This window comes from Rhodovulum tesquicola, from assembly GCF_024128855.1.
GTDB classification, from domain to species: Bacteria; Pseudomonadota; Alphaproteobacteria; order Rhodobacterales; family Rhodobacteraceae; genus Rhodovulum; species Rhodovulum tesquicola.
In genome coordinates this window covers 15,550-35,869 of sequence record NZ_JAMYDV010000008.1, presented here as the reverse complement: position 1 = coordinate 35,869, position 20,320 = coordinate 15,550, and the positions used below count along the sequence as shown (strand labels likewise).

At 66.2% G+C, this 20,320-nt stretch carries 19 protein-coding genes and 1 tRNA gene; 10 read left to right on the top strand and 10 right to left on the bottom strand.

What is annotated here, in order from left to right; genetic code table 11:
* The 3 genes from hsdR (at position 1) to NHN26_RS08880 (ending at position 3,689) form a co-directional block, all read left to right on the top strand.
* Positions 1-2,328: an EcoAI/FtnUII family type I restriction enzme subunit R gene (hsdR, locus tag NHN26_RS08890; RefSeq protein ID WP_253089133.1), complete on the top strand. Its 2,328-nt coding sequence runs from the start codon at positions 1-3 to the stop codon at positions 2,326-2,328.
* Positions 2,329-2,637: 309 nt separating this feature from the next.
* Positions 2,638-3,132 carry an RNase H family protein gene (locus tag NHN26_RS08885; RefSeq protein WP_165899251.1) on the top strand — a complete coding sequence of 165 codons (495 nt, stop codon included), beginning with the start codon at positions 2,638-2,640 and terminating at the stop codon, positions 3,130-3,132.
* Complete coding sequence (locus NHN26_RS08880; protein ID WP_132696145.1) at positions 3,132-3,689, top strand: hypothetical protein; 558 nt, start codon at positions 3,132-3,134, stop codon at positions 3,687-3,689. The genes NHN26_RS08885 and NHN26_RS08880 overlap by 1 nt, the downstream gene beginning before the upstream one ends.
* A 154-nt stretch (positions 3,690-3,843) precedes the next feature.
* Here NHN26_RS08880 and NHN26_RS08875 read toward each other — a convergent pair whose 3' ends face one another.
* The 4 genes from NHN26_RS08875 to lon all read right to left on the bottom strand — a co-directional run bounded on the left by NHN26_RS08875 (position 3,844) and on the right by lon (position 8,429).
* Positions 3,844-4,053 carry a hypothetical protein gene (locus NHN26_RS08875; protein WP_132696146.1) on the bottom strand — a complete coding sequence of 70 codons (210 nt, stop codon included), beginning with the start codon at positions 4,051-4,053 and terminating at the stop codon, positions 3,844-3,846.
* The gene (locus NHN26_RS08870; RefSeq protein ID WP_253089132.1) at positions 4,050-5,702 is read right to left on the bottom strand and encodes a DUF6538 domain-containing protein; all 1,653 of its coding nucleotides are present in this window, start codon (positions 5,700-5,702) and stop codon (positions 4,050-4,052) included. The genes NHN26_RS08875 and NHN26_RS08870 overlap by 4 nt, the downstream gene beginning before the upstream one ends.
* 91 nt (positions 5,703-5,793) lie before the next feature.
* Positions 5,794-5,868 (bottom strand) — tRNA-Val (locus NHN26_RS08865).
* A 149-nt stretch (positions 5,869-6,017) separates the two neighbouring features.
* Positions 6,018-8,429 carry an endopeptidase La gene (gene lon, locus NHN26_RS08860; protein WP_253089131.1) on the bottom strand — a complete coding sequence of 804 codons (2,412 nt, stop codon included), beginning with the start codon at positions 8,427-8,429 and terminating at the stop codon, positions 6,018-6,020.
* 333 nt (positions 8,430-8,762) lie between these two features.
* Between lon and NHN26_RS08855 the strand changes: the two genes are divergently transcribed.
* Positions 8,763-9,821 carry a glycerophosphodiester phosphodiesterase family protein gene (locus tag NHN26_RS08855; RefSeq protein ID WP_253089130.1) on the top strand — a complete coding sequence of 353 codons (1,059 nt, stop codon included), beginning with the start codon at positions 8,763-8,765 and terminating at the stop codon, positions 9,819-9,821.
* A 55-nt stretch (positions 9,822-9,876) separates the two neighbouring features.
* Here the strand turns inward: NHN26_RS08855 and tgt are convergent, their stop codons facing one another.
* Complete coding sequence (gene tgt / locus NHN26_RS08850; protein WP_253089129.1) at positions 9,877-11,007, bottom strand: tRNA guanosine(34) transglycosylase Tgt; 1,131 nt, start codon at positions 11,005-11,007, stop codon at positions 9,877-9,879.
* A gap of 72 nt (positions 11,008-11,079) precedes the next feature.
* Between tgt and rimK the strand changes: the two genes are divergently transcribed.
* Positions 11,080-12,492 (top strand): 30S ribosomal protein S6--L-glutamate ligase, encoded by a 1,413-nt coding sequence (gene rimK, locus NHN26_RS08845; RefSeq protein ID WP_253089128.1) that lies wholly within the window; start codon positions 11,080-11,082, stop codon positions 12,490-12,492.
* Positions 12,493-12,508: 16 nt separating this feature from the next.
* Here the strand turns inward: rimK and NHN26_RS08840 are convergent, their stop codons facing one another.
* Together NHN26_RS08840 and NHN26_RS08835 are read right to left on the bottom strand one after the other, a co-directional pair.
* Positions 12,509-13,447 (bottom strand): DMT family transporter, encoded by a 939-nt coding sequence (locus NHN26_RS08840; RefSeq protein WP_253089127.1) that lies wholly within the window; start codon positions 13,445-13,447, stop codon positions 12,509-12,511.
* A gap of 73 nt (positions 13,448-13,520) precedes the next feature.
* Entirely contained in the window at positions 13,521-13,880 is a 360-nt protein-coding gene (locus NHN26_RS08835; RefSeq protein ID WP_253089126.1) for a phasin family protein, read from the bottom strand.
* 434 nt (positions 13,881-14,314) lie between these two features.
* Here NHN26_RS08835 and NHN26_RS08830 point away from each other — a divergent pair, with 434 nt between their 5' ends.
* From NHN26_RS08830 to NHN26_RS08810, 5 genes are all read left to right on the top strand, one after another.
* Positions 14,315-15,004, top strand: coding sequence for a DUF1045 domain-containing protein (locus tag NHN26_RS08830; RefSeq protein ID WP_253089125.1), 690 nt, complete (start codon positions 14,315-14,317; stop codon positions 15,002-15,004).
* Positions 15,005-15,276: 272 nt separating this feature from the next.
* A protein-coding gene (locus NHN26_RS08825; protein ID WP_253089227.1) for an IS3 family transposase occupies positions 15,277-16,364 on the top strand; the annotation gives its coding sequence in 2 pieces (ribosomal slippage) (positions 15,277-15,526 and positions 15,526-16,364; 1,089 coding nt in all).
* 286 nt (positions 16,365-16,650) lie between these two features.
* On the top strand, positions 16,651-16,809 hold the full coding sequence (locus NHN26_RS08820) for a hypothetical protein (RefSeq protein ID WP_253089124.1): 159 nt from the start codon (positions 16,651-16,653) through the stop codon (positions 16,807-16,809).
* 120 nt (positions 16,810-16,929) lie between these two features.
* Positions 16,930-18,114 (top strand): alpha-D-ribose 1-methylphosphonate 5-triphosphate diphosphatase, encoded by a 1,185-nt coding sequence (locus NHN26_RS08815; protein WP_253089123.1) that lies wholly within the window; start codon positions 16,930-16,932, stop codon positions 18,112-18,114.
* Between the two features lie 487 nt (positions 18,115-18,601).
* A complete protein-coding gene (locus tag NHN26_RS08810; protein ID WP_253089122.1) occupies positions 18,602-19,099 on the top strand; it encodes a flavin reductase family protein in 498 nt (165 codons plus the stop codon).
* A 35-nt stretch (positions 19,100-19,134) separates the two neighbouring features.
* On the opposite strand, the gene NHN26_RS08805 is transcribed toward NHN26_RS08810, so the two are convergent.
* The 3 genes from NHN26_RS08805 to NHN26_RS08795 all read right to left on the bottom strand — a co-directional run bounded on the left by NHN26_RS08805 (position 19,135) and on the right by NHN26_RS08795 (position 20,195).
* On the bottom strand, positions 19,135-19,467 hold the full coding sequence (locus tag NHN26_RS08805) for a hypothetical protein (protein WP_132696168.1): 333 nt from the start codon (positions 19,465-19,467) through the stop codon (positions 19,135-19,137).
* Between the two features lie 21 nt (positions 19,468-19,488).
* A complete protein-coding gene (locus NHN26_RS08800; RefSeq protein ID WP_132696169.1) occupies positions 19,489-19,743 on the bottom strand; it encodes a hypothetical protein in 255 nt (84 codons plus the stop codon).
* A gap of 227 nt (positions 19,744-19,970) precedes the next feature.
* Positions 19,971-20,195: a hypothetical protein gene (locus NHN26_RS08795; RefSeq protein ID WP_253089121.1), complete on the bottom strand. Its 225-nt coding sequence runs from the start codon at positions 20,193-20,195 to the stop codon at positions 19,971-19,973.
* Positions 20,196-20,320 lie beyond the last annotated feature (125 nt).

Sequence of the window (20,320 nt, the reverse complement as noted above, 5' to 3'; positions counted from 1 at the left end):
ATGTTCGACACCGAGACCGAAGCCGACACCCGCGCCACCCGCATCGACCCGGTGCTGCGCGCGGCTGGCTGGGGCACGGTCGAGGGCGCCCGCATCCGGCGCGAGGTGATCTGCCCCGGCCGCATCGTGCCCGGCGGCAAGCGGGGCGAGCGGCTGGCCGCCGATTACGTCCTGATCTACCGCGACCAGAAGCTGGCCGTGATCGAGGCCAAGCGGGCGGGCCTTGCCCCCACCACGGGGCTGGCCCAGGCCAAGGACTATGCCGACCGGCTGGGCGCGCGGTTCGCCTATGCCACCAACGGGCTGAGCTGGTATCAGGCCGACATGGTCACGGGGGCCGAGGGCGATGTTGCCCCCTTCCCCTCGCCCGACGAGCTGTGGGCGCGGTGTTTTTCCGACGCCAACCTGTGGCGCGAGCGGTTCGGCGCGGTGCCGTTCGAGACGGCGGGCGGCAAGTGGGAACTGCGCTATTACCAGCACCGCGCGATCAACGCCGCGCTGGAACGGATCGGCCAGGGCGAGCGGCGCATCCTGCTGACGCTGGCCACCGGCACCGGCAAGACCTCGATCGCGTTCCAGATCGCGTGGAAGCTTTTCCATGCCCGCTGGAACCTGTCGGGCGAACCCGCGCGCCGCCCCCGCATCCTGTTTCTGGCCGACCGCAACATCCTTGCCGATCAGGCCTACAACGCCTTCGCCGCCTTTCCGGCCGACGCGGTGGCCCGGATCGACCCCGGCGCGATCCGCCGACGGGGCGGCGTGCCGAAGAACGCCAGCGTCTTCTTCACCATCTTCCAGACCTTCATGACCGGCGAGGGCGAGCCCAGCTACGAGGGCTATCCGCGCGACTTCTTCGACCTGATCGTGATCGACGAATGCCACCGGGGCGGGGCGAGCGACGAAAGTTCGTGGCGCGGGATCATGGAGTATTTCGCCCCCGCCGTGCAGCTTGGCCTGACCGCCACGCCCAAGCGGAAGCACAACGCCGATACCTATGCCTATTTCGGCGAACCGGCCTATACCTATTCGCTGCGCGAGGGGATCGAGGACGGCTTCCTGACGCCGTTCAAGGTGCGCCAGATGGCCAGCACAATCGACGAATATGTCTGGGACGGCCGCGACGAGGTGATCGCGGGCGAGCTGGACGAGGACCGGACCTATACAGAGGCCGATTTCAACACCCGCATCGTGATCGAGGAACGCGAGCGCAGCCGGGTGGCCGAATTCATGGCCGAAATCGACCAACGCCAGAAGACGCTGGTCTTCTGCGCCACCCAGGACCACGCGCTGCGGGTGCGCGACCATATCAACCAGATCAAGTCGAACCCGAACCCCAACTACTGCCACCGGGTGACGGCCGACGACGGCAAACCGGGCGAACAGCACCTGCGCGACTTTCAGGACAACGACAAGACCATCCCGACGATCCTGACCACCTCGCACAAGCTTTCGACCGGGGTGGACGCGCGCAACGTGCGCAACATCGTCCTGATGCGGCCGATCCGGTCGATGATCGAATTCAAGCAGATCATCGGGCGCGGCACCCGCACCTATGACGGCAAGGACTATTTCACGATCTACGACTTCGTCCGGGCGCATGAGAATTTCAACGACCCCGAGTGGGACGGCGAACCGATGCCCCCCGAAGGCCCCGCCCCGCCCCCGCGCGGCCCCGAAGCCGAACCGCCTACACCCCCGGAACCGCCCGAAGGGGGCGACGATGAGGGCGGCGGCGGGGGCGAGCCGCGCGCCAAGCTGGTGATCCGGCTGGCCGATGGCAGGGAACGCGAAATCTTCTATGTCGCCGCGACCACCTATTGGGGGCCGGATGGGCGCCCGATGACTGCGCAGCAATTCCTGGAACGCCTGTTCGGCGATCTGGCCGACATGATCGGCGACGAAGACGAACTGCGCCGCAAGTGGAGCGACCCGGACAGCCGCGAACATTTCGTGGCCCTGTTGGAACAGCGCGGCTACGACGCCGACAAGCTGGCCGACATGCGCCGCCTGATCGACGCCCCGGACAGCGACCTGTTTGACGTGCTGGCCTATATCCGGTTCACGACGCCGCCGAAGACCCGCGCCCACCGTGCGGACATGGTGCGCGGCGACGGTCTGGCCGAGGCCGATACCGAAATGCGCGCTTTCCTGCTGGGCATCCTGCGGGCCTATGAGGACGTCGGCGAAAGCGAGCTGGGCAAGGACAAGCTCGGCGATTTCCTGACGGCGCGGTACGGGACATTGGCCGATGCCAAGAACGCCTTGGGGGACGTGCCGACCATCCGACGGGCCTTCTTCGAAGTGCAGCGCGACCTGTACCGCCAGTAGCGGCCAATTAGGGCCTATCACAGGCAGATAAACGCATTTGGGCCCATCATCGGGAATAGGGCTCGTGGTGCCTCTACGAACAGTAGGCCGGAGAGCCACGAGCCATCCTATACGCCCGACGACGGCTCAGCGTCGCGCTAGCGCCCGCCGTCACTCTTACAACTAACGCCCCTTCCTCATCGTCTTCCGCGAGGTGCTGCCGCTGCGGCCCTTTCGGTGTTCGCGGCATTTCCCCGACGGGATCGCTGCGCGGCACCTCGTGCGAGCCGATGGGCTCGACCATGCTCAACAACAAAGGAAATGCCCACCATGAACATCACTTTCGGCGCCGATGCGCTTCCCGACAACTGCGTCGTGATCTCGATCTTCGGCTGCTGCACGAAGAACCGCGGCCCCGGCGGCTACGCCACAACCGTCCAGGTTTTCGTGGACGCCAACGAAGCCGAAGTGACCATCGCACAAGGCAACGCGGCTGACACGACAAGCAACCGCATGGAGATGACCGCGTTGCTCGAAGGTCTGCATCGCGTCCCGGCCGGGTACGGCAAACCCGTGATTGTCTTGGCCAACAGCGATCTCATCGTCGGCGGATTGAACAAGTGGGGGCAGAGCTGGCTCCGCAATGGCTGGCACGGCAACAACGGAAGCGCCGTGAAGAACCGCGATCTCTGGGAACTGATATTCGGCGCCGCCAAGGGAAAGCGTATCTGCGCTCACAGGATCGCCCCCGCGCGGAAGACCGTGCTTCGTCCGATAGCCTTGGATCAAGCCCGTGCTGGCACACTGTCGGCCGAGGCTGCCTGATGTATCTCGACCGTAATCTCGAAGCGACGGGGGTTATCGAGGAAACCGCTGACACCAGAAGTAAGGTAGAGACGCCGGAAAGCGGATTGCGGTCATGCCGGGGATGCGGCACCGCGTTCAGACCACGGCGCTCAAATCAGCTTTCCTGTTCCAAGACATGCCGAGACAAGGTCGCCAAGCGCAAGGCGCGCAGGATCACGCCCGCGAATTCCTTGTGCAGCCCGACCAAGCGTCGCGCGAATTTGGAGCTGCTGGACCGTGCCCGTCGTCTCGCGGAAATCCTGTACACCCTCCCCCCGCGCGAACGCCTCGGCTTCGTGAAGACCCTCGTTGACCAGGCACGAACTGGCGATGGGAAGCTCCGCGAGGTGCTTACGAACCGCTTCATCCTTCGGCCTGAAACCGACATGCGGTCCTTGTTCCATCGTGGCTCGCCCAGATCCTATCTGACAATCGCCCAGGCCGCGAACGAGTACTGCTGGCGGTTCTGGAACGCCGACGTCCGCAGCGTGGTCTATGGCCTCGTCAGCGAGCCCGAGACCGGCGAAGTTGCATGATCGCCGAGACCACACATTTGAGGGCTTTGCCCTTGGTGGCGCCGTAGGCGGCTGCTAACCCACTGACCCCGCTTCACTCCCAAAGGGTGCCCGTACCATTATTATGGTGTCAGCGCTTTTTGGTCGGGTGGGCGGGGCCGTGCGCTGAGGTCGGTCAGTCGCAAACAATGAAGCTGCCCGACCCGCGGAAGTCGTTCCAGACGGTCGGGTCTTTGCAGACGGTTCTCCCGGCCTTCTGGACCGTGTATCCCTTCAAGACGCCGTTCGTCGGCACACTGACCGCAAGCGGCTGCATTCCTTGCGCGATGGTCATTCCGGCGACCATGACCGCACCCACGACAACGCCAACGCCAAATCGCATCATGCCAGTTTCTCCTTGTGATCGGTGGCTTCCTTGGGCGCTATATCACTCAGGAAAGCGGCGATTTTGCGCATTTCCTTTGCAAGTCCCGGCAACATTACCTCGCTCTTGCCATAACCGGCACTCGACCCGCCCCCGGACCGGCCGGTTATGTAGAGCCGCGCCGCATCGCTCATCCCTGCCACCAGCGCCTTGTCTTCAAACAAATGGCGCCAGCCGTGGCTAGGGGCCATTTCCTTCCGCTTGAGTCCGACATCCTCCCGAACCCAGGTCGAGACGTTCGAGCCGGACCTTCTAGGGAACATGGGGTTCGGATCGTTGCCACCGTGCCCGGTCACGAAGTCGATCAAGCCCTCCGCGATCAGGTCTGGATGTACCGGAACGCGGCGCTCGCTGTTCCAGTTCTTGAGGGTCTTCCCACCCATCGTCGTCAGGCGATAGAACCAGTCTCCACCAATATGGAAGAAGTCGCCGGGACGTAGTTGCGCAACCTCATTGATCCGCGCCCCTGAATACGCACAGAGCCACGGAAGCCACCGCAGGTCTGGCCGCAGTTCCTTCCGGGCTGCGCGCAAGATGGCCTCCGCTTCCTTCAACGTGAGAGTCCGCTGATCGCTTGGCACGGGCGCATGAGACGGCAGTTCGACAATGCCCAAAGGGTTGCCGTAGGGGAACAGCTCGCCGGTATGCTGTATGATGCCGCGAGTTATGACGGTCCTGACGTTCTGGATGTACTGGGCGATGGTGCTGTTCGACAGCTTCGCCTCGGCCAGCATCGCGTCCCGCCACGCCTTCCCCTCTTGGGCCGTGACGGTCGTCACATCATCGTTTCCCCGAAATTCGGCGAAGGCAGCGGTGTGCAGACGGTACTTTCGCTCGGTGCTCGGACGCAGCGGTGTCGCATCGCGTCCGCTTGCCCTTGACGCTGCCCAGTCGTCGATGACGGAACCGAAGGTGATCGACGGCGCCGCCTTGTCTGTAGTCGGCTTGGCCGATGGCCGCTGGCCTTTGTTCGTCTTCGCCGGCTCGACATACTCAGGGTATTTGTTGGTCGTCCCATCGTCGGAGTAATCGCCCGATGCCTTCGCCAGATTGATCCGTCCCGCATCGGTCATGGCCTCGGCAACGTGCTGCAAGAGCCGGGGCCGTGACTCGTCGGCAACGAGGATTCCCTTTGCGCGCAGAAGGGCATCGGTCATCCCTCCGAAGCGGCGTTCAAGGCTGGCGGCGACATTGGCCTCCTTGCCGATCAGCGGCATCGGGCTGAGGCGTCCGTCCAGCGCGGCCATGTCCGTTTTCTGAACCTTTTCCCACATTTCGACGTTGCCGGGTTCTTCGTCCCATGCGTCGATCCACGCCGCGCGCAGCGCCCCGGCCAGCGCCAAGGACTGCTTGTGGGTGAGTGGCTCAGGTCCGCTTCTGATCGCCTCCCAGTGCGCCTCTACGGCCGCATAGGCGGTTGCAAAACGGCGCTTCGCTTCGGCCCTGTCCTTGGTCCTCAAAGAGACCTTCACCGGCCCCTTGATCGTCACGGAACGGAAGACCCCTTCCACCGGCACGGAAATGACGGTGCCCTTGACCTTCTCGGCGACGTCAACGGGAACATGGACGCGCAAGTAGTAGGTCGATCCGATCAGGATCGGCTTGGGCATTCTGATTCTGCTCATGTACCACCTCTATGCACCAATGCACCGAGACTTTTGCCTTTATCGGCAATACCTTAGCAAAATCAATGGCCTGAGATGGTGGGTGATGAGAGATTCGAACTCCCGACATCTTCGATGTGAACGAAGCGCTCTACCACTGAGCTAATCACCCGTGGCGCGCTTGTTAGCCCGTCTCTGACTGGTTCGCAAGGGGGCTCTTGGCCTGCAAGGGGGCGCCCGGGATGGGCCAGGGCGGTGCAGTTCCGGAACGGGAAAAGGCGCGCCATGGCGGCGCGCCTCTCCGGAACGGCCCGAGCGGGCTCAGTGCGCGATCTGCCCCGGCGCGTCCTCGCCCGTGGCCTTGGCCGCGGCCTGGGCTGCGGCCTCTTCGGCGGCCTCGTCCCAGACGATGGGCTCGGGCGCCCGGACCAGCGCGCGTTTCAGCACGTCCCGGACATGGGCGACGGGGATGATCGTCAGCCCCTGCTTCACGTTGTCGGGGATCTCGGGCAGGTCCTTTTCGTTCTCCTCGGGGATCAGCACGGTCTTGATGCCGCCCCTCAGCGCCGCCAGCAGCTTTTCCTTGAGCCCGCCGATGGCCAGGACGTTGCCGCGCAGCGTCACCTCGCCGGTCATCGCGATGTCCTTGCGGACCGGGATTCCGGTCAGCACCGACACGATCGAGGTCACCATCGCGATGCCCGCGGACGGTCCGTCCTTGGGCGTCGCGCCCTCGGGGACGTGGACGTGGATGTCCACCTTCTCGAACTGCGGCGGCTTGACCCCGATCTCGGGCGCGATCGAGCGCACGAAGCTCGAGGCGGCGTCGATCGATTCCTTCATCACGTCGCCCAGCTTGCCGGTCGTCTTCATCCGGCCCTTGCCGGGCAGCTTGAGCGCCTCGATCGACAAGAGGTCGCCACCCACCGACGTCCAGGCCAGCCCGGTGACGACGCCCACCTGGTCCTCCTTCTCGGCGAGGCCATAGCGGAACTTCTTGACGCCCAGGAACTCCTCCAGCACGTCCGGGGTGATCGTGACCTTGTCGGTCTCCTTCTTGATCAGCCGGGTCACCGCCTTGCGGCAGAGCTTGGCGATCTCGCGTTCGAGGTTCCGCACGCCCGCCTCGCGGGTGTAGCGGCGGATCATCTCGGTCAGGGCCGCCTCGGTCAGCTCGAATTCCTTCGGCTTCAACCCGTGGTTCTGCATCTGCTTGGGCACGAGGTGACGTGTCGCGATCTCGCGTTTCTCGTCCTCGGTGTAGCCTGCCAGCGTGATGATCTCCATCCGGTCCAGAAGCGGGCCGGGCATGTTGTAGGAGTTCGCCGTGGTCAGGAACATCACGTTCGAGAGGTCATATTCCACCTCGAGGTAATGGTCGACGAAGGTCGCGTTCTGTTCGGGGTCCAGAACCTCGAGCATCGCGCTGGCCGGATCGCCGCGGAAGTCCTGGCCCATCTTGTCGATCTCGTCGAGCAGGATCAGCGGGTTGGTGGACTTGGCCTTCTTCATCGCCTGGATGATCTTGCCCGGCATCGAACCGATATAGGTGCGGCGATGGCCGCGGATCTCGGATTCGTCGCGCACGCCGCCCAGGCTGATGCGGATGAACTCGCGCCCCGTGGCCCGCGCGACCGACTTGCCGAGCGAGGTCTTGCCCACGCCGGGCGGGCCGACAAGGCACAGGATCGGCCCCTTCAGCTTCTGGCTGCGGCTTTGCACGGCCAGGTATTCGACGATACGTTCCTTGACCTTTTCCAGCCCGAAATGATCCTCGTCCAGCACCGTCTCGGCGCGGGTGAGATCCTTCTTGACCCGGGTCTTCACACCCCAGGGCAGCGCGAGCATCCAGTCGAGATAGTTGCGCACCACCGTCGCCTCGGCCGACATCGGCGACATCGACTTCAGCTTCTTGATCTCGGCCTCGGCCTTTTCGCGCGCCTCTTTCGACAGCTTGACGGCCGCCACGCGTTCCTCGAGCTCGGCGATCTCGTTCTGGCCCTCGTCACCATCGCCGAGTTCCCGCTGGATCGCCTTCATCTGTTCGTTGAGATAGTATTCGCGCTGGGTCCGCTCCATCTGCGACTTGACGCGGGTCTTGATCTTCTTCTCGACCTGCAGGACCGACATCTCGCCCTGCATCAGGCCATAGACCTTCTCCAGCCGCTCGACGATCACCAGCGTTTCCAGAAGTTCCTGCTTCTGGGCGACCTCGACGCCCAGATGGCCCGCGATCAGATCGGCCAGCTTGTCCGGCGTGCGCGTCTCGGACACGGTGGACAGCGCCTCTTCGGGGATGTTCTTCTTGATCTTGGCATAGCGTTCGAATTCGGGACCGACCGAACGCAACAGCGCCTCGACCGTGGACTTGTCGCCCAGATCCTCGGACAGGGGTTCCGCACGGGCCTCGAAGAACGAGTCGTTGTCGAGGAATTCGATGATGCGCACGCGGGTCTTGCCCTCGACCAGCACCTTGACGGTGCCATCGGGCAATTTCAGCAGTTGCAGCACGTTCGCAAGGACGCCGGTGCGATAGATGCCGTCCGTCGACGGCTCGTCGACCGAAGGGTCGATCTGCGCCGAGAGCAGAATCTGCTTGTCGTCCTGCATCACCTCTTCCAGTGCGCGGACGGATTTCTCGCGTCCCACGAAGAGCGGGACGATCATGTGGGGAAAGACCACGATGTCGCGCAACGGAAGAACGGGATAGGATTGGACGGTGAGTTCGGTCATACGTTTTCCCTGGTCTGGCAAGAAGGCACCGGCCCCGCTGGCGGCAGCCACTCGGCCCTCTCCGGTCTGGTCGGACATCTGGGGTTTTTTTCCCGGGGATTCAACCAGACGGCTTCGAGTTACCCTTCAGAATGCCTGTCCGGCCCGCCCGGTGCAAGCACGCATATGCCCTGCCCCGGGCTGCCCGCCATGGCAAGGTCCGCGAAAACCGCGGCGGCGGGTTCGCAAAAGCTTTACGCAAACTTGATCGAACCGTCGCGCAGGCCGCCTAATCCGCCGCCCGTGGACGCATTGTTTCCGCACCCCCGAAGGCGTTCCTCACAGGAGACTGGCATGACTCGCATGATCGCGACGGCCGCTGCCCTTGCAGTGGCGATGATCGCTCCGGCCCAGGCGGCCACCGTTTACAATACCCTGTCGGGCGAAGCGCCGCTGGTGATCGCCCATCGCGGCGCCAGCGGCCATCTGCCCGAGCACACGCTGGCGGCCTATGAGCTGGCCATCAAGATGGGCGCGCAGGTGGTCGAGCCCGACCTGCAACTGACCGCCGATGGCGTCCTGGTCGCCATCCATGACGCCACGCTGACGCGCACCACGAATGTCGCCGATCTGTTCGAGCCGCGCAATGGCGGCTACCGGGTGGCCGATTTCACCCTGGCCGAGATCAAGACCCTGACCGCCCTGCCCACGCGCACCGCCAGCACCTCCTATCCGGACTACACCCCCTCGATGGCGGACCCGTTCAAGGTGCCGACCTTCCAGGAAGTGATGGACCTGGTGAACGCCCATAATGCGGCAACCGGCGCGCAGATCGGGATCTATCCGGAATCCAAGACCCCCAACCGCTTCTCGTTGAACGCCAAAATCGTCGAGGAGATGAAGGCCAACGGCTTCGACGGATCGGTGCCCAATACCTTCATCCAGACCTTCAGCCATGAGGGCGCGCAGCAACTCGCCGTGATGCAGGACCTTCTGGGGATGACCAACGGCATCGCCGCGCTGGGCTATGTACTCAAGACAGGCGATGGCTATGGCGTCTACGACGCGACCACCGGCACGATCTCGTCGCTGGACCATCTCGCGGGCTTCGCAACCGGCCTGGGCGTGAACCTCGGCTACGATCTGGACGCGGGTTTCATTTCGGCGGCCCATGCGCTGGGCCTTGCTGTTCATGGCTGGACCTTCCGGCCGACCACGCTCGAGGCGGCCGAAGACCAGTTCCTGCCCTGGATCGCAGCCGGGATGGACGGGTTCTTCACCGATTATCCCGATCTCGCGGTGGCCGTTCTCGACGGGCTGAACCCGGCGCCGGTGCCGCTGCCGGCGGGCCTGCCGCTGCTGGCCGCGGGGCTTGGCGCGCTTGTCGTCGTCCGCCGCCGCGCCCGCGCCTGAGACGGGCCTCGGCCCGGGGGCGTCCCGTTTGGCGGGGCGCCCTCTGCGCATCGGCTCAGAGCGGTTCGATATCGCCCTCGGCCCTGAGCGCATGGAAATCGGCCTGCCAGGCCGCAAAGCGCCCTTCGGAGATGGCCGCGCGCATGCCGGACATGATCTCCTGATAGTAATGCAGGTTGTGCCAGGTCAGCAGCATCGAGGCGATGATCTCCTGCGACCGGAAGACATGGTGCAGATAGGCGCGGGAATAGTTGCGGCAGGCCGGACAGGTGCAGGCCTCGTCGATGGGGCGCGGGTCGTCCTGGTGGCGCGCGTTCTTGATGTTCAGCGCCCCGCGCCGGGTAAAGACCTGCCCCGTCCGGCCCGAGCGCGTCGGCAGCACGCAATCCATCATGTCGATGCCGCGCGCGACCGCGCCGACGATGTCGTCGGGCTTGCCCACCCCCATGAGGTAGCGCGGCTTGTCCACGGGCAGGAAGCCCGGCGCATAGTCCAGCACGCCGAACATCGCCTCCTGCCCCTCGCCCACGGCAAGCCCGCCCACCGCGTAGCCGTCGAACCCGATGGCCTTCAGCGCCTCGGCCGATTCCTCGCGCAGCGCGCGGTTCACGCCGCCCTGCATGATCCCGAACAGCGCATGCCCCGGCCGGTCGCCGAACGCGACCCTGGACCGTTCCGCCCAGCGCATCGACAGCCGCATCGCGCGCGCCACCTCCTCGTCGGAGGCGGGCAGCGCGGGGCATTCGTCGAAACACATCACGATGTCCGACCCAAGCAGGCGCTGGATTTCCATCGACCGTTCGGGGGTCAGCTCGTGGCGCGAGCCGTCGATATGGCTCTTGAAGGTCACCCCCTGTTCGGTCAGCTTTCGGAGTGCCGCAAGGCTCATCACCTGGAACCCGCCCGAATCCGTCAGGATCGGCCTTTCCCAGTTCATGAAGCGGTGCAGCCCGCCCAGCCGCGCCACCCGCTCGGCGCCGGGGCGCAGCATCAGGTGATAGGTGTTGCCCAGCAGGATGTCCGCCCCCGTCGCCGCCACGCTTTCGGGCAGCATCGCCTTGACGGTTCCGGCCGTGCCGACCGGCATGAAGGCGGGCGTGCGGATCGCGCCGCGGGATGTGGCGATGACGCCGGTTCGCGCTGCACCGTCGGTTGCCGTAAGATCGAAGTTGAACGCAGTCGCCATATCTGGTCTCGCCTCGTGGGGCCGAAGATGCGTTCTCAGGCGATTCTGACAAAATGCCAAGGAGGCGCCCGCATGAGCACAGGCACCGCGCTTGCCGAACCGCTTTTCCGACTCGGCTGGGAGGAATGGGTCGCCCTGCCCGGGCTTGGCCTGCCCGCATTGAAGGCCAAGGTCGATACCGGCGCGCGCACCTCGGCGCTGCACGCCTTCGACATCGAACCTTTCGGCCCGGCCAGCCGACCCAGGGTGCGGTTCGCCGTCCACCCGATCCCGGGGCGCGAGGATCTGTCGATCCCCTGCTCGGCCGAGATCATCGACCGGCGCGAGGTGACCTCGTCGAACGGCGATTCCGAGTGGCGTTATGTCATCCGCTCGGAAATCGAGGTGGGCAGGCGCCGCTGGCCGATCGAGCTGACGCTGACGCATCGGGGCGGCATGGCCTACCGGATGCTGCTGGGTCGGCAGGCGCTGGGCGAGGATGTGGTGGTCAGCCCCGGCGAGAGCTTTTGCCAGCCGCGCCTGTCCTACGATGTCTACCATACCGACGAGGTGCGCCAGGTCGCCCCCGCCCGCGTGCTGAGGATCGCCGTGCTCAGCCGCGAGCCGCATACCTATTCCACCACGCGGCTGGTGGTCGAGGGCGAGGCGCGCGGCCATGTGGTCGAGGTGATCGACACCGCGCGCTGCTACATGGCGCTGGATGCGCTGGCGCCCGACGTGCATTACGATGGAGCGCGCCTGCCCCGGTTCGACGCGGTCATCCCGCGGATCGGCGCCTCGGTCACGTCCTACGGCACCGCGGTCATCCGCCAGTTCGAGACGATCGGCACCTATTGCGTCAACGGCTCGGACGGGATCACCGCAAGCCGCGACAAGCTGCATGCCCACCAGATCCTTGCCCGCCACCGGATCGGGATGCCCACGACCGCCTTTGCCGCCTCGCCCAAGGACACGAACAACCTGATTTCGCTGGTGGGCGGCGCGCCGCTGATCGTCAAGCTGCTGGAATCCACCCAGGGCAAGGGCGTGGTGCTGGCCGAGACCAAGAAGGCCGCGGAATCGGTGATCTCGGCCTTTCGCGGGCTCAAGGCGTCCTTCCTTGTGCAGCATTTCATCAAGGAGGCCGCGGGCGAGGATATCCGCTGCCTCGTCGTCGGATCGAAGGTTGTCGCGGCGATGAAGCGCACGGGGGCCGAGGGCGATTTCCGCTCGAACCTGCACCAGGGCGGCCAGGCGGTCGCGGTGCGCATCACCCGCGACGAACGCGAGATGGCGATCCGGGCCGCGCGCGCCTTCCGGCTCAACCTTGCCGGGGTGGACCTGTTGCGCTCGTCGGAGGGGCCGAAGGTGCTGGAGGTGAATTCCTCGCCCGGGCTGGAAGGGATCGAGAAGGCCACCGGCAAGAATATCGTCGGCCTGCTCTATGACGAGATCGAGAAGCGCGTGCGCCCCGTGCCGGTGCCCAAGGCGCGGCGGCGGAAATGACGCGCGCCGGGGCGCGTCAGGGCGCCGGCTGGCCCCGCGACGCCACCCGCCCGCGATGGATGACATATAGCCCCGAGCCGAGGATGATCGCCACGCCCAGCCAGGTCAGCGCGTCCGGAAAATCGCCGAACACGAGATAGCCGACCACGGTCGCCCCCACGATCTCGAGATATTGCAGCGGCGCCAGCAGCCCCGCCTCGGCCCGGCGGAACGCCTCGGCGATCAGCACGAAGGCGGTGATCGCCGTCGCCCCGGCCCCGAGGATCGCCGCCCAGTGCCAGCCCGGGGCGCCGACCATGGCAAGCTCGATCCGGCCCGCCGCCCAGAGCCCGGCCAGCATCAGCCCCATCGCCAGCGCCCCGTAGATCGAGGCGCCGAGTTGCACGGTCAACGCCGTGCGGGTGGCCGTCGCGCGCCGCAGAACGATCATGTTCAACGCATAGGCCAGCGCCGCAACCAGCGGGAACAGCGCCGCCGGTCCGAAGGCCGCGAAACTGGGCCGGATCACGATCATCGCGCCGATCAGCCCCACGCCCACCGCCACCAGCCGCCGCGGCCCCAGCCGCTCGCCCAGCAGCGGCACCGCCAGCAGCGTCAGCAGCAGGGGCTCGACGAAGAAGATGGCGATCGCCGTCGCGATCGGCATGGCCGCGAAGGCCGAGATCAGGCTGACCAGCGTGAGCGTCATCAACAATCCGTTCAGCGCCACGACCGGCGAGAACATCCGCCCCAGAAGCTGCCGACGCAACAGCACCGCCACCGGCACCAGCCACAGCACCTGCGCGGCCAGCCGCCAGAAGGTGACCTCGAGCGGCGCAACCGTGCCGGTCAGCAGCTTGACCAGCGCATCCCCCACCGGCAGCAGGATCATGGCCGCCGACATCGCCACCATGCCGCCCAGGACCGATCCGGGGGCGTCGGCGCGGATCGGGGCGGGGCGGTTGCTGCGGATCATGGTCCCTCGGTCGGGCGCGCACAAGGCGGGCCTTGGCGCCTCGGTCCGGCATAGGGGTAGCCGCGCCCGGCTGTCAATCCGGGGCGGGCGCGCCTTGGGCCTGCGTCATCCGGCGCCGGGTCACCTCGCAGACCTCGGCGGTCATCCGCGCCAACTTGCCCGCCTCGTCGGTGCAGGCGGCGATCTTGGCGCCGAGATAGCTGGCGGGCAATCCGGCCAGCTGTTCGGGATCGCGGCAGGTGGCCAGCGCGCCCAGCGCCTCGGCATCGCGCCGCGCCTCGTCGCGGGCAAAGACGGCCAGTTCGGTCGCGGTGCGCGCCGCGTGGTCCAGCATCGCCGCACCGACCCAGGCCATCAGGCCAAGCCCCTCGGCCTGGGCCTTGAGCACCGCGTCGAAGGACGCGGGAAAGGGGGTCTCTGCGTGGGTCGGCATCTGCGGGAACTCCCGGGGCGGGGACATCTCGCGCCGCAAGATAGGCGCGCACGCGCCCGCCGTCAAAGCCCAAGCACCCGATATCGCGGGACAAACCCCCGACAGGTCGACCCGCGCGCCCGGTTTGTTCAGGCCATTGTCGGCCCGCGCAGCGATATCCGCGGGTGCCCGCGTCAGGATCGCGATCCCCGTGCCATGCCGTCGAACGGATCGCTCGGCCCTGCCGGGACTGCAACATGGCGACGGTGCCCCGCGGCAGGGCCGGGCCGGTCTGGAACGGTGCGATCCGGACCCAGCGGCACGGGATCGGGTCCGTGAGGACAAGGGCGGCATTGGCATGAACCTTACCGGACATGGCGCGATCCTTGATGGAGGGGGCGGTTTGGGGCAGGAGTGGTTGTGTGTGCGGATGTCGACGGGTCGGGGAACACGCAATGGAAGGCTACAAGCGCTACGCGATCTATTTTGCGCCGGAACCCGGGCCGCTGGCAGAGTTCGGCGCGGCGTGGCTGGGCTGGGATCCGCTGGCGGGAACGACACGGACGCCGCTCCGGCTGCTGGGCCTGCCCTGCAAGATCACCGAACTTACCGAAACGCCCCGCCGCTACGGGTTCCATGCCACGATCAAGCCGCCCTTCCGGCTGATCGAGGGCAGCGATATCGCGCTTCTGCACCGTTCGGCCGCGGCGCTGGCGGGACAGTTGAAGCCGGTGCTTCTGGACGGGCTTCAGATCTCGCGTCTGTCGGGCTTTCTGGCACTTACGGCCCGGGGCGACAGCCGCGCGCTGTCGGCGCTGGCGGGCAGCGTGGTCGAGGCGCTGGACGGGTTCCGCGCGCCCCCCCTGCCCGACGAGATCGCGCGCCGCGACCCCGACCGGTTGAGCGCCCGCCAGAGGCGGATCCTGGAACGCTGGGGCTATCCTTACCTGATGGAGGAATTCCGTTTCCACCTGACGCTGACCGGCCCGCTCAAGGACGCGGAGGCCGACCGCACCCGCGCGGTGCTTTCGCCGGTATTGCAGCCGCTGATCGACCGGCCGCTCAGGATCGCAAGCCTGTGCCTGTTCGGCGAGGCCGAGGACGGGCGCTTCTACAACCTGCACCGCTATAGCCTGTCGGGCTGAGGCGCGGCGATCATGGCCGGACTGCCCTGGCCGCGCGCATGCGCGCCTTCCGGCGGCGCATTGTGGGTGCGGTGGCGGGGCCGGCTCCCGCGCGCCCCGGCCGGATGCGTCGTCGCGGCAACGCCGCCAGTCCCCGCAAGGGCGCAGGGGATCGACGTTTGCGAAATGTCGTTCCCCTGCGGGTCGATCAGCCTCGACGAATGGTAATCCTCCCCATGGTTAAGGGGATGCGGAAGTAGAATTTTCTCGGCAGGATGAACGAGGAGATTCCGATGAAGAAGAGCCGTTTCACCGAAGCCCAGATCATGAGCGTGCTGCGCCAGGCGGAGGGCGGGGTGCCCGTTCCCGAGCTGTGCCGCGAGCATGGGATCAGCAGCGCGACGTTTTACAAGTGGCGCGCCAAGTATGGCGGCATGGATGCGTCCATGATGAGCCAGATGAAGGCACTTGAGGACGAGAACAGGCGGCTGAAGCGCATGTTCGCCGACCTGAGCATGCAGGCCGATCTGCTTCGAGAGGCTCTGGGAAAAAAGTGACGCGGCCAGCTCAGCGCCGGGGGTTGGCCGAGAAGGCGGTGGCGACGAAGGGGGTCAGCATTGCGCTGGCGTGCCGCGCGTTCGGCGTCAGCGAGACCTGTTTCCGCTACAGCCCGAAGCGCGACGATGAGAACGAGCAGATCGCCGACCTGCTGGTGGGGCTGACCAATGTCCACAAGACATGGGGTTTCGGCCTGTGTTTCCTGCATCTGCGCAACGTGAAGGGGCATGTCTGGAACCACAAACGGGTCCACCGGATCTACTGCGAGCTGGAGCTGAACCTGCGGATCAAGCCGCGGCGACGGTTAAAGCGCGAGAAGCCCGAGGAACTGGCCGTGCCGGAGGCACCCAACCTAGTCTGGTCGATGGACTTCATGGCGGATCGCTTGGCCGACGGGCGGCAGTTCCGGCTGTTGAACGTGCTGGACGACTTCAACCGCGAGGGGCTGGGCATCGAGGTCGACTTCTCCCTGCCAGCGGAGCGGGTCGTCCGCTCCCTGAACCAGATCATCGAATGGCGCGGCAAACCTTTGGCGATCAGGGTCGACAACGGCCCCGAATATGTCAGTTCCACGCTGATGACCTGGGCCGAGAAGCAGGGTATCGCCCTGACCTACATCCAGCCCGGCAAGCCGCAGCAGAACGCCTATGTCGAGCGCTACAACAGGACGGTCCGCCACGAATGGCTGGACCTCTACATCTTTGAAACCATCGAGGAGGTGCAGAAGATCGCTACCGAATGGCTATGGACCTATAACAACCAACGCCCCAACATGGGTATCGGCGGGGTTACACCCGCCATGAAACTGAAAATGGCCGCGTGAGTTCCACGTTCGCGCCCCGTTAAAACGGGGAGGATTACCGAATCAACTGGCGTCAGCACGCCCGCAATGGCCTGAACACCCCAGGCCGCGCACCATGCGGCATCGGCCCCTCGCGGCCGACGAACGCACCAGATCACCGGGGATGGCCAGCGCCTTCAACGATACACGGTCCGACATCCGCCTTGTCCGCAGGCCGGGACGGGCGAGGTTGCGGGCGGCGGCTTCGGTCATCGTGATGCCGCATTCGCCGGGAACATGGTGGGTGCAGCGGCAAGGGAGGCCAGCCATGCTCGACCGGATCGCCACGATCAGCTTCGACCAGATCGCGCTGAGTTTGCTGACGGTCGTCCTGCTGCGCGAGGGGATGATCCTCGTGCTGCCCGACAGCGTCGCTGGCCCGGGGGGCTGGCTGATCGACACGACGCCGGAACGGGGCGAGGAATAGGCCCGTCGCGCCGCGCCCTGCGTACCGCCCGATTGCGCGACGATGTTCCGCGGCCCGATGTCATACCCGCGATACAGAGATGGGTTATCCACAGGAGTCAAACCTGTTTCGAGTCAGACGATGTCGCATTATCTGCCCCCCTTGCGGTTCACCGGCGCAACCATCCTGCGCGACGGAGAGATGCAGCGCCGCTCTCTGTCCATTGCCGATGGCCGGATCACCCGTGGCCCGCTGCCCGAGGTGGACCTTAGGGGCTATCTGATCCTGCCCGGCATCGTCGATCTGCATGGCGACGCCTTCGAGCGTCATATCGCGCCCCGGCCCATGGCGCCCTTCGCACCGACGATCGGCCTGGCGGCGACCGACCGCGAGGCGGCGGCGAACGGGGTGACCACCGCCTGGCTTGCACAGGGCTGGTCCTGGGAGGGCGGGCATCGCAGCCCGGACCGGGCCGAGGCCCTGATGGAGGCGCTGGACGCCTATCGCGGCCAGATGCTGACCGATCTGCGCCTGCAAATCCGTTGCGAGACGCATATGGTCGAGACCGGGCAACGCCTGCTGGACGCGATCCGCCGCCACCGTATCGGCTATGTCGTGTTCAACAACCATGTGGACGACGCCGCCGAGACGGCGCGCACCCGGCCCGACCGGTTGGCGCTGTGGGCTGCGCAGGCCGGGCAATGCCCCGCGACCTACCGGGAACGGATCGCCGCGGCGCATGAACAGGCGGGCGAGGTTCCGCGCCACCTGTGCCGTCTGGCCGATGCCTTCGACGAGATGGGCGTTCTCTACGGTTCGCATGATGACCCTGATGGCGAAACGCGCGAGCGCTTTTCGATGATCGGGGCGCGGATCGCCGAGTTCCCCCTGACCCGCCGCGCCGCCGCGGCGGCCAAGGCGATGAACGATCCGGTGCTGCTGGGCGCGCCGAATGTCGTGCGGGGCGGGTCGCAGGCGGGCAATGTCTCGGCGCTGGACCTGATCGCGCAGGGGCTGTGCGATGGGCTCGTGTCGGACTACTACTACCCCGCGCTGACGCACGCGGTCTGGCGGCTGGTCGACAGCGGCCTGATGGACCTGCCCCGGGCCTGGGCGCTGATCTCGGAGCGGCCCGCCGCGATCCTGCGCCTGCCCGATCGCGGGCGGCTCGATCAGGGACGCAGGGCCGATCTGTGCATGGTCAATGCTAGGACTCGCGCGGTCGAGATGACCGTGGCGGGGGGGCGGCTGACCTATCTTGCAGGCGAGGCTGCGCACCGTCTCGCCAGCAGGCTGCATCATACCCTTGGTATGGCCGCGGAATAGATCCCGAGCGCCAAGCGGTCGCGATCTTGTCGCATTCCGATTACCCTCGCGTCATCTTTCGCGTCTAGAATCCGCGGCATTCGAGGGGCCGGTGGTGACATCGGTTTTGGCATTTCGCCGCAAGGCAACCGCGCATTGAAGTCCGTTTCTTGACGGGTTTCGGGGACGGCTTGCGGGCCGTCCCCTTTTTCCGGAAAGGGATGGTCCGGTGCAGCGCTCAGGATGGCTTCATCGGGGCGGCTCCTGCCGCGGCCGAGCAATCGGGGCCTCATGGCGGAGGATCGTGCACCCCTGAAGCGCCCCTCGCCAGCGGACCCGTTGATTTCCCGCGGCCGTTTGGAGGCTAAGGTTCGGGATGAAGGGCCGTCCGGCAGCAACGCGTTCCTTTCGGCGTTTCGCGCAATTTGTGACCGTGCCCGGGCGGTTGCCGCTTTCCCTTCGATGGCGCATGCTCGCGCCCCGATCAATGGCGAGAGGATGCCGCCCCATGGACCGATTCACCCCCGGCCCCGCGACCGAGCGGCAATATCGCGATGCGCTGGGCTGTTTCGCGACCGGCGTGACCGTGGTGACGGTCGCGGCCCCGGCCGGGCCTGTGGGCATCACGGCGAACAGCTTTTCCTCGGTCTCGCTCGATCCGCCGCTGATCCTGTGGTCGCCCGCCCGCGCCTCGGCGCGGTTCGGGGCGATGACCGGGGCGGACCGCTTTGCCGTGCATGTGCTGGGCGCGGGCGAGATCGCCGTCGCGCAACGCTTTGCCCGGTCGGGCGGCGCGTTCGACGGGCTGGCGATGGAATGGGCCGAAAGCGGCCCGCCCCTGCTGGACGAGGGCTGGATCGCGCGGTTCCTGTGCACCCGCGTTGCGGTGCATGAGGCGGGCGATCACGCCATCGTCGTCGGCCGGGTCGACGAGGTCGCCCGCCGGGAAGGCCCGCCGCTGATCTTCGCAGGCGGCGCCTATGGGGATTTCAGCCCCACGGGGTAAGGGCGGCGCGGTCGGCCGCGCCGCATACCGGGCGGTCAGCCGCCGCGGGCCAGGACGCCATCCCCCTCGCCCACCGGTTCATTGCCGGTCATCAGGTGAAAGTCGTTCGGATTGGCGTCGTTCCAGCCGAAGCGGACCGGTGCCTCGTTGCGCAGGATGTCCAGCATCACCGGCATCTGCTGGAAGTCCAGATAGCCGTAGAATCGCTGGCCATAGGTGGTCGGCGCCGAGGCATCGGGCAAAGGCCCGCTCTTGCGAAAGCTCAGCCCCGCGTAGAAGCCCGGGCCGTTCAACTGGATCAGGCCGTAATAGGCCGGTCCACCGACCGAAGCCTTGTAGGTCTCGATTTCATACCATTTCCAGGCCATGTCAGGCTCCCCTGCGTTTTCTCAGCTTTCGGCTTCGCCCACGGGTTCGAGCTGGGTGGTCACCGATCCGGTGGTCGAGTTGCCATAGACCGGATCCTCGTTGCGCAGGATGTCGATCACCCGCGCGAAGTTCTCGGCATTCATGTAGGGCGTTTCCTCGCGCTTGTTCTCGAAGGTGGTGAAGTAGAACTTTCCCATGCCGATCTTGGGATCCCAGAGGGCCTGGTATCCGCTGAGCTTGGTCCAGCCGGTGGTTCCTTGTGCATGATGGGGCATGTCTGCGTGACCCTTGTTCGCGTGAAATCGCGGTGATGGTTCGCCACTCCTCCGGCCTGGCCGGAGCGCACTCGTCCCCCGCGGGGACAGGCCCCGCGGCCACGTCCCGGCCGACCGGACGAATGTCCGACCCGCCGGGCGTTCAGACTCGCGCGGACGGCCCGGCGTTGCATTGATGGGCATCATGGGAGAGGTGACCGGCCCGGCAACCGGGCCGGATCAAGCGGTCAGTCGGGCCGCGGCCGGATCACGTTGAGGCTGCGCTTGAGACGCCGCAACGAGGACGGCGTCATCCCGAAATAGCGCGCCATCTCCTGGTCGCTGAGGCCATAGCCGGTCATTGCGCGCAGGGTTGCATCCGGCATCGGACCCAGCTTGCCGAGGATCAGCGCATGACCGTCTAGACAGGCACGGCACAATGGCCGTGCCCCTGGCTTGCTTGTCTTGGTCACGTTCCTGGCTCCTCCCCGAACCAGTCCCTCTCTGCGGGGTTGTATCACGATTCTCTCCAGGTTGATCCGGGATTCCCCGCGAGGCCAACCATACCACAGTCCGGCCCACCGACGGCATGCGCCGC

Bases quoted from the DNA above. Each gene is read 5' to 3' on its own strand.
- hsdR (WP_253089133.1), top strand. From the start codon at position 1: ATGTTCGACACCGAGACCGAAGCCGACACCCGCGCCACCCGCATCGAC.
- NHN26_RS08885 (WP_165899251.1), top strand. From the start codon at position 2,638: ATGAACATCACTTTCGGCGCCGATGCGCTTCCCGACAACTGCGTCGTG.
- NHN26_RS08880 (WP_132696145.1), top strand. From the start codon at position 3,132: ATGTATCTCGACCGTAATCTCGAAGCGACGGGGGTTATCGAGGAAACC.
- NHN26_RS08875 (WP_132696146.1), bottom strand. From the start codon at position 4,053: ATGATGCGATTTGGCGTTGGCGTTGTCGTGGGTGCGGTCATGGTCGCC.
- NHN26_RS08870 (WP_253089132.1), bottom strand. From the start codon at position 5,702: ATGCCCAAGCCGATCCTGATCGGATCGACCTACTACTTGCGCGTCCAT.
- lon (WP_253089131.1), bottom strand. From the start codon at position 8,429: ATGACCGAACTCACCGTCCAATCCTATCCCGTTCTTCCGTTGCGCGAC.
- NHN26_RS08855 (WP_253089130.1), top strand. From the start codon at position 8,763: ATGACTCGCATGATCGCGACGGCCGCTGCCCTTGCAGTGGCGATGATC.
- tgt (WP_253089129.1), bottom strand. From the start codon at position 11,007: ATGGCGACTGCGTTCAACTTCGATCTTACGGCAACCGACGGTGCAGCG.
- rimK (WP_253089128.1), top strand. From the start codon at position 11,080: ATGAGCACAGGCACCGCGCTTGCCGAACCGCTTTTCCGACTCGGCTGG.
- NHN26_RS08840 (WP_253089127.1), bottom strand. From the start codon at position 13,447: ATGATCCGCAGCAACCGCCCCGCCCCGATCCGCGCCGACGCCCCCGGA.
- NHN26_RS08835 (WP_253089126.1), bottom strand. From the start codon at position 13,880: ATGCCGACCCACGCAGAGACCCCCTTTCCCGCGTCCTTCGACGCGGTG.
- NHN26_RS08830 (WP_253089125.1), top strand. From the start codon at position 14,315: ATGGAAGGCTACAAGCGCTACGCGATCTATTTTGCGCCGGAACCCGGG.
- NHN26_RS08820 (WP_253089124.1), top strand. From the start codon at position 16,651: ATGCTCGACCGGATCGCCACGATCAGCTTCGACCAGATCGCGCTGAGT.
- NHN26_RS08815 (WP_253089123.1), top strand. From the start codon at position 16,930: ATGTCGCATTATCTGCCCCCCTTGCGGTTCACCGGCGCAACCATCCTG.
- NHN26_RS08810 (WP_253089122.1), top strand. From the start codon at position 18,602: ATGGACCGATTCACCCCCGGCCCCGCGACCGAGCGGCAATATCGCGAT.
- NHN26_RS08805 (WP_132696168.1), bottom strand. From the start codon at position 19,467: ATGGCCTGGAAATGGTATGAAATCGAGACCTACAAGGCTTCGGTCGGT.
- NHN26_RS08800 (WP_132696169.1), bottom strand. From the start codon at position 19,743: ATGCCCCATCATGCACAAGGAACCACCGGCTGGACCAAGCTCAGCGGA.